Origin of the sequence: Priestia endophytica, from assembly GCF_026790145.1 — a bacterium.
GTDB classification, from domain to species: Bacteria; Bacillota; Bacilli; order Bacillales; family Bacillaceae_H; genus Bacillus_I; species Bacillus_I endophytica_A.
This window is the reverse complement of the sequence record NZ_JALAMS010000010.1, coordinates 1-6,712: the sequence shown is the minus strand read 5'-3', so window position 1 is coordinate 6,712 and position 6,712 is coordinate 1. Positions and strand designations below refer to the sequence as shown.

Annotated in this window: 9 protein-coding genes and 1 pseudogene; 1 reads left to right on the top strand and 9 read right to left on the bottom strand. The window is 35.3% G+C overall.

The window, feature by feature from the left end:
* The 7 genes from MOC86_RS08480 to MOC86_RS08450 form a co-directional block, all read right to left on the bottom strand.
* Positions 1-978: pLS20_p028 family conjugation system transmembrane protein (locus tag MOC86_RS08480; protein WP_419146617.1), on the bottom strand; the 978-nt coding region annotated here is incomplete at its 3' end.
* A 58-nt stretch (positions 979-1,036) separates the two neighbouring features.
* Positions 1,037-1,504 (bottom strand): hypothetical protein, encoded by a 468-nt coding sequence (locus tag MOC86_RS08475; protein WP_268583739.1) that lies wholly within the window; start codon positions 1,502-1,504, stop codon positions 1,037-1,039.
* Positions 1,505-1,530: 26 nt separating this feature from the next.
* Complete coding sequence (locus MOC86_RS08470; RefSeq protein WP_268583738.1) at positions 1,531-1,701, bottom strand: hypothetical protein; 171 nt, start codon at positions 1,699-1,701, stop codon at positions 1,531-1,533.
* A gap of 101 nt (positions 1,702-1,802) precedes the next feature.
* Positions 1,803-1,958: a hypothetical protein gene (locus MOC86_RS08465; RefSeq protein ID WP_268583737.1), complete on the bottom strand. Its 156-nt coding sequence runs from the start codon at positions 1,956-1,958 to the stop codon at positions 1,803-1,805.
* Between the two features lie 375 nt (positions 1,959-2,333).
* Positions 2,334-2,978 carry a MarR family transcriptional regulator gene (locus MOC86_RS08460; RefSeq protein ID WP_268583740.1) on the bottom strand — a complete coding sequence of 215 codons (645 nt, stop codon included), beginning with the start codon at positions 2,976-2,978 and terminating at the stop codon, positions 2,334-2,336.
* A 278-nt stretch (positions 2,979-3,256) separates the two neighbouring features.
* Complete coding sequence (locus tag MOC86_RS08455; protein ID WP_268583736.1) at positions 3,257-3,451, bottom strand: hypothetical protein; 195 nt, start codon at positions 3,449-3,451, stop codon at positions 3,257-3,259.
* Positions 3,452-3,663: 212 nt separating this feature from the next.
* A complete protein-coding gene (locus tag MOC86_RS08450) occupies positions 3,664-3,879 on the bottom strand; it encodes a hypothetical protein (RefSeq protein ID WP_268583735.1) in 216 nt (71 codons plus the stop codon).
* A gap of 316 nt (positions 3,880-4,195) precedes the next feature.
* On the opposite strand from MOC86_RS08450, the gene MOC86_RS08445 reads away from it, so the two are divergent.
* Positions 4,196-4,720 carry a hypothetical protein gene (locus MOC86_RS08445; RefSeq protein WP_268583734.1) on the top strand — a complete coding sequence of 175 codons (525 nt, stop codon included), beginning with the start codon at positions 4,196-4,198 and terminating at the stop codon, positions 4,718-4,720.
* 86 nt (positions 4,721-4,806) lie between these two features.
* Here MOC86_RS08445 and MOC86_RS08440 read toward each other — a convergent pair whose 3' ends face one another.
* Together MOC86_RS08440 and MOC86_RS08435 are read right to left on the bottom strand one after the other, a co-directional pair.
* Positions 4,807-5,055 carry a hypothetical protein gene (locus MOC86_RS08440; protein WP_268583733.1) on the bottom strand — a complete coding sequence of 83 codons (249 nt, stop codon included), beginning with the start codon at positions 5,053-5,055 and terminating at the stop codon, positions 4,807-4,809.
* A gap of 280 nt (positions 5,056-5,335) precedes the next feature.
* Positions 5,336-6,712 (bottom strand): annotated as a pseudogene (locus tag MOC86_RS08435) (hypothetical protein); the annotation flags it as partial.

Sequence of the window (6,712 nt, the reverse complement as noted above, 5' to 3'; positions counted from 1 at the left end):
TAATTTAGTATCTATAAAGTCAGTACCAAGAATGTAAATTTTCATGCTTAAGAACACCATAATTGTTACAAGAAAAGTGTTTAAAATGTTTTGAATCACTTGTTTTGTCTTTTGGCCGTTATGAATGTCGGCAGGCGCTATGACTATTGCTAAAACATAGTTAAACGTCAATTCAAAGAATAGTTTGGCTAACTTAATAGCGATTGTCAGCAACGTAAAAGCTGTAATTGCTAAAGTAACCATTACATTGAACCAATCGATTTCGTAACGATAGTACTTCTCTTTAAATGCCGTAAACCAACCATCATCTAATTCAGCTTTCTTTGGATTCCCTACCTCATCATAATCCAAACGATTAGAAACAACCTCAAGTCCTACTTTAGACATTTGTTTATTTTCCCCTGCAGGGTCAAAATCCTTATCAATTGCTTGTGTGATATTAATTTTTAGAATTTTACTTTCTGGTATCTTGTTAGGATGCTCAAGTTCAGTCGTTTTCCAACCAGTTACATCGAATTGAGCCAAATCCGTTATATTATCCTTTACAATTTCTTCAGCCGTGGAACCGTCTGATTGTTCTTCAATTGCATCAATCGCTACATCGGTAAATTTATTTGCCTTATCAAGACCTGTACCAAGTAAAAAAAGAACAACCAATGCCAAGAACATATTCACGGCAATCGCTTCACGATCAACTTTCTTTTGAAAGATAATAAGATATCCGGTATAAAGAAACGATAAGCCCATTAATGTACCAGCAAGGGGAAAAAGCATATCAACAAGTGCTTCAACATCGCTATCATTAAAAAAGGTTTTTATAAGAAGAATGCTGTCTGTTACATTTTCAAGACTGTCCACTAACCATGCCAAACCTTTGATAATAATCCAACCAATCCAACGCATCATGTAAGAAACTGGGTTTGTTATTTCGAGAAAATCATCAAATTTTTCAATTATCCCTATTACTTTGTCGTCCATTGGAATTCCCCCTGGTTAACTGAAAAATTGGCAGTTAACCTGGTTTTTTCAGTTAACTTTATTTTAAATACTCTTCCTTCATATTTTGCACAAACTCTTCAACTTCGGAAGGAATCTCATCCTCCGAGAAATCCGTAAAATCCAACTCTTCTTTCATTTTGCCATCTTGGTAAAAAGCAAAGGTTCCAGTATACTGCTCAATAGTCATTTTCGAAGTATCCTGTTCGTAAAGTTCTGATTCAGGTAGTTCTTTACCATCAAACACATAAAAATCAATCTTTTCAGCCTCGGCAATACTTTGAATTTCTCTTAAATTCATTTGATCGCTTTCTTTATCAGAATCAGAGTCAAATGCCGATTTCACATATAAAAACCCTGTTTTTTTATCATCCTGAAACGCTTTAACTTCCTCCAAATTGAGTTCAGTAGCTTTGCCACTCCCACTTACATCATCGCTCCCACAAGCTGAAACAATTAACATAAGCAATAAAACAAGACACCCAGTTAGAACCTTTTTCAAATTCATTTAAATCTCTCCCTTTTCTTTTTGATTTATATCAAAACTGCACCTTTCACCGTTTTAGTAGAAGATACAAGTCTATATAAAATCATGCCTTCATCACCATCCATGGTAAAAGCATCAGTTAAAATACCGCCTTCTTCACACTCAATAATATGTTTCTTTAAAAAATCCATTTGAAGTTGATTTAATTGTTTTTTCATAGCAATCTCTCCTTTAGTGTTGCTATAATGAAAATGTCGGTTTTTCATATAGCTCTTCCTATTTTGAATTCGATTCGAATTTGAAAAAGGGGGGGCTTTTTTTATTTCTTCTTGTTATAAAACTCTTTTTCTAAAATTTCCTGTAAATACTCTCTTTTCTTCACTCCTTTATCAATGCATCTTTTCGCAAATTCTTTGTACAAATGTTCGGGGATATCAGCACTTAGACGCTTGAATCCTTCGGGCGACTTTCCCAAAATAAATGTTCCTCCTTTCGCCCATGTCGTACGGTCGTACGACTTATAATTAAAATATACATGGTAAGACATTCCAAGTCAACCCATTTTATTGAAATTTCTTACTGAATTTTGGTTGCCTTCAGGCAACATTTAGAGCCTTTAGGCTAATATTTTTTCAACGAAAAAAATATAAAATGAGTCTTGCAATTTCATTGCCGAATTGCTATTTAAATAGAGTGAGAAGGAGCAAGTTAAAGAATGTTGTTATATCAACGTTTATAAAAGGTAGGGTGTGGGGAAAAACCCACACCTGTGTGGGAAAAAACCCACACCTAATAAATGTAAAAAGCACATAAAAATAAAAAAGCAAGGAGAGAAAATCCCACTTGCTTTTCAGAATAAATATATTGGTAACTTATGTTTTTGTGAACTACCTTCAACTTTAAAGTTCTTTAAAGACTTTTGAAAAATTCTTTGTGTTGCTTTATCTACATCATCTTTTGCTGAACAGCACATAACATTAGGGTTAACAAACCAAGTTCTACTAGTACAAACTCTACCCTCTTCCGTAGTCATACCACTTTCTGCAACAGCTAAGATTCCTTTTTTCATAAGGTCATTCATCATATGCGATACTGTTGAACGGTCACGTTCTAATATCTTAGCAAGATAACTAGGTGAAGCTGCGTTTACATTTACCTCTTCCGAATCTTCTTCATTTAGTTCTATAAGGATATTTGTTTTAAATTCTACATAAGGAACTAAATCTAGTAAGAACGCTTTTTGGGCATTTGTTAAATACTTTATTCTTGCTAAGTAATTGTAGTTTTCCATTATAATTTGCACAAACTTCACTCCATCACTTTTTTTCTTCTTTTTCCCGATGAAGTAATTCTCACCTGTTGTTTTATGTAGAATTTCTAGAAGCATTTTCTGTTGATCCCCAGACAATCCAACTCCAACTTGTCCAAGCAACTCTTCAATATCTGAATCTCTTTTTTTAGCATTTTTAGAAGCCTTGTTAGAAGCGTTAATAATAGCTTGTTGTCCTTCTGGAAGAGCTTTAAAAGCTTCTTCTTTCTCTTTACGTTTTTGTTCTCTTTCTAATCTTCTTTGTTCGAATTCATTTTTCACTTTAATTCCCCCATTTTTTGTAGAAGGAATTAAACCCATATGTTAGAATGCATATATAACAATGTTAATAAGGGTTTAATCTATGGGTTTAATTCCTTCTAAGATTGAATTCCTTCTATATTTTTCTTGAAAAGCCCTCAAGTTTTTGCCGACTGGAAGGGCTTTTCTCATGCCTTCTTTTCTTATTCTCTAATTTTTCTATCAATTCCAAGTAATAGTTTATCATTAATAGTCTTGGGCTTGTACCCCATTCTATCAACTAGAATCCCTTCTAGAACCTTCGCACGCTTCGTGTAATACAAATATTGCTCCTCTGAAAAAGAAACCGTCTCAGCGTCTATATGAGCTTCCTCAGCCCCTTTTTTAATTAGTCTCATCTGATTGTAGGCTTCTGACCTTTCCTTCCGAACTAATCTCAATAAAACCAATAAGTCGTATGTGTGAAATCCTTCTAGCTCGAAAAAAGGTAACTCGCAATGTTCCAAATACACAAAGTTTTTTCTCTTTGGTCTACGAGGATCTAGAGGAGCTTCGCAAAAAGAGCAACTATTACTCTCTTGATTTTCAGTTCCACAATAGTGACAAAGCATCAATCGTACTCCTCGTCATAATCATCTTCATCATCCTCTTCTCTATCAGGAAACTTTGTTTCATGTAGATTATCAATGGCATATCTAACAACATCAGCAACCGTTACTTTACCTATAGATTCCTTTCCATAAAGGTTCATTAAATCTCTTACTTGTCCTCTTACCTTATCATTCAGTCGAACAGATAAACGTTCACCCAAATCAATTTCTTTCATCACGGAACCCCCTGTCACCCATATGTTTTCTAGTAAAATATAACATGTCACCCATAGTGTGACAACTATTTTTTTCTAGATTGTCTCCCGTAGTATGACAATTGTTTTCTAGATTGTCTCCCGTAGTATGACAATTGTTATTGCCATGAAGGCTTAAAGGTTGCCATGAAGGCAACCAGTTGGTCTCTAAGTGATTGAGCATGAATGATTTCATAGACCATTCACAAGATAATAAAGGAAAAGCCTTGTGTAATCTAGTATTCTAAATACATGAACGATTTATAAAACGTGACGTGGACGGAGGGAGGAAAAGTTGTTGGAAAAAGAATGGTATACAGTCACCCAAACGGCGGAAAATACCAATATTCCATCCGATACTGTTAGAAGATATATACGCCAACATCGTAGTTATTTAAAGACCCGTAAACGTGGACATGGTTATCAGATTCATATAAATTCGCTACCAATCATTCATGAAATTCGTCGTTTATATGATGAAGGGATGAACGTTAAAGATGTAGATGAACAGCTTTCGAATGTCCACCCGATGACGATTGAATTAATAGATGAACATAAACAAACAAGACAAACGATAGATGTTGCACTGGCATTGCATGAAATGAGAGAAAGCTTTATTGAAGTAATCGAAGCACAAAAAAAGGAACTTCAATCAGTAAAGGAAGAACTTGCAGTTGCAAGGCAGGAGATCCAAGAAGTTAGGAAATCAGATGAACAAGGTAAACAAACTTTAAATGATTTAAATAATGGAATAAATGAATTGATGAAAGACATGAATGAGAAAAAGAAACCATGGTGGAGTAGAAGATTCTTTTTAAAATAAAGGAGTGCCCTTCAACAACTAGGACACTCCTTTTTCACTTGAATTTTAAAACATACTTCAAGAAAAAAGAGAAAATTGATCTCCGTTTATTCTTCCATTAAATCAGCTAACACATTTTCCAATTGTTCAACCCTATCTGTCATTTTTTCCATAGCTTGAATGTTTTTTGCAATAATCATTTCTAGTCGTATTTCTCTTTCAGTTATTTCTTTTTCATATGCGATTTTTTCAACAGCAGATTTCAAAAACTCTTGTCTTGAAATAGACTTTTTCTTTGCCGTTTCATCTATTTTTTTTACTGCAATGGGGTCTATGTTTCTTAAAAATATGTCCATGATTTAACGCTCCTTTTGAATAAAAAACAAATTCGGATTTACCACTATCTAAAAAGAGAAAGAGCATAAGGAAAAACTGATATCACCTACGGTAATATACTAGGCAAAGCCTAGTGTTTTAGTGGTATCATGAAAAATTGTTTAATGTCCACTTTGCGTCCTCTTATTTTTGACCAATGTCCACTTTGTGTCCCTATCGTTTTTTGGAAATGTCCACTTTATGTCCGTATGAAAAATAAAAAAAGAGAAGAGAAAAACCAAAATCCCCTTCTCTTTTTGTTTATCTTTTTCTATGATTTTGACGAAACTTTTCAATATTTTTTCTTGCACTTCCGCCAGCATTTTCACTAATTTGATAGGACTTTTGAAATTTTTGTACAGGTTCATTCTGTTTGAATTTACCTGTGATTACATTTCCTAAATGTCTTGTATCTCTATTAGTCTCTCTTGAAACAGATGGTGCACTTTGCACTGTCCCTCCATTGTTTCCAGAAGGTGAAGGTGTATTTTCTACTGTGCTACTACTACTTGGTGATACAGGCGGTGGTGCACTTTGCACTGTCCCTCCATTGTTTCCAGAAGGTGAAGGTGTATTTTCTACTGTGCTACTACTACTTGGTGATACAGGCGGTGGTGTACTTTGCACTGTTCCCCCATTGTTTCCAGAAGGTGAAGGTGTATTTTCTACTGTGCTACTACTACTTGGTGATACAGGCGGTGGTGTACTTTGCACTGTTCCCCCATTACCTTCAGAAGACGATGTACCAAATGATTCAGTTGTTGTACCAAACGATTCAGTACTTTGTGTAGTAGAAGATGTTGTACTTCCTGCTGTTCCGTTTTGTGTTGAAACAGATGATGTTGTATCAAGCAATCCATTACTTTGTGTAGAAGATGTTGTATTTCCTGCCGTTCCGTTTTGTGTCGAAACAGACGGTGTTGTATCAAGCGATCCATTACCCTGTGTAGGAGATGTTGTGTTTCCTTCTATTCCGTTTTGTGTAGAAACAGACGGTGTTGTATCAAGCAATCCATTACCTTGTGTAGAAGATGTTGTATTTCCTAATCCTCCACTTACTCCCCCGTTTCCAATTCCTTTCGCTTCCATTTCTTGATGTAGTCCTTGAGGAGAGTTGCCATTTCCTTCTTGTTTTGCTTGTTCTTCTTGTTGCATTTCATTTTCTAAAGAGGATGCTGATTCTTGTAAACCTGCATTGATCTCCTCAGAAGCAATTGAGTTTTCACCATTTTCGGTTTCAACTTTGCCATTTTCCATCATTTCTTTTAGATTCTCATTTTGACTACTATCATTCTGTTGATTTGATTCTTTACCCTGCGATTTACTGTTTTGAGATTGCTTATTTTGTTGCTCAGACGCCTTGCTAACGTTATTATCTCCATTGTTTTTAGTTAGACCTTGCGCCATTCCCGCAACTCCTGCAACTCCACCAAGACCTTTTAGAGCAGCAGATTTACCTGCACTACTTAATCCTTTAAGTCCTTTGCTAACGCCTTTAGCACCTGCATAAGCACCTGCCAATGCGCCATAACTTGATTTTAGTCCTGCATCAATGCCGAATAACCGTTCAACGATGTTTGGACCATCTATTACTGCAAGAGAAAAAGCGAATAGAGCAATGAGATATGCAACACCATC

Coding starts and splice junctions, on each gene's coding strand:
- MOC86_RS08450 (WP_268583735.1), bottom strand. CDS start 3,879: ATGAAAGAAATTGATTTGGGTGAACGTTTATCTGTTCGACTGAATGAT.
- MOC86_RS08475 (WP_268583739.1), bottom strand. CDS start 1,504: ATGAATTTGAAAAAGGTTCTAACTGGGTGTCTTGTTTTATTGCTTATG.
- MOC86_RS08470 (WP_268583738.1), bottom strand. CDS start 1,701: ATGAAAAAACAATTAAATCAACTTCAAATGGATTTTTTAAAGAAACAT.
- MOC86_RS08455 (WP_268583736.1), bottom strand. CDS start 3,451: ATGAGACTAATTAAAAAAGGGGCTGAGGAAGCTCATATAGACGCTGAG.
- MOC86_RS08440 (WP_268583733.1), bottom strand. CDS start 5,055: ATGGACATATTTTTAAGAAACATAGACCCCATTGCAGTAAAAAAAATA.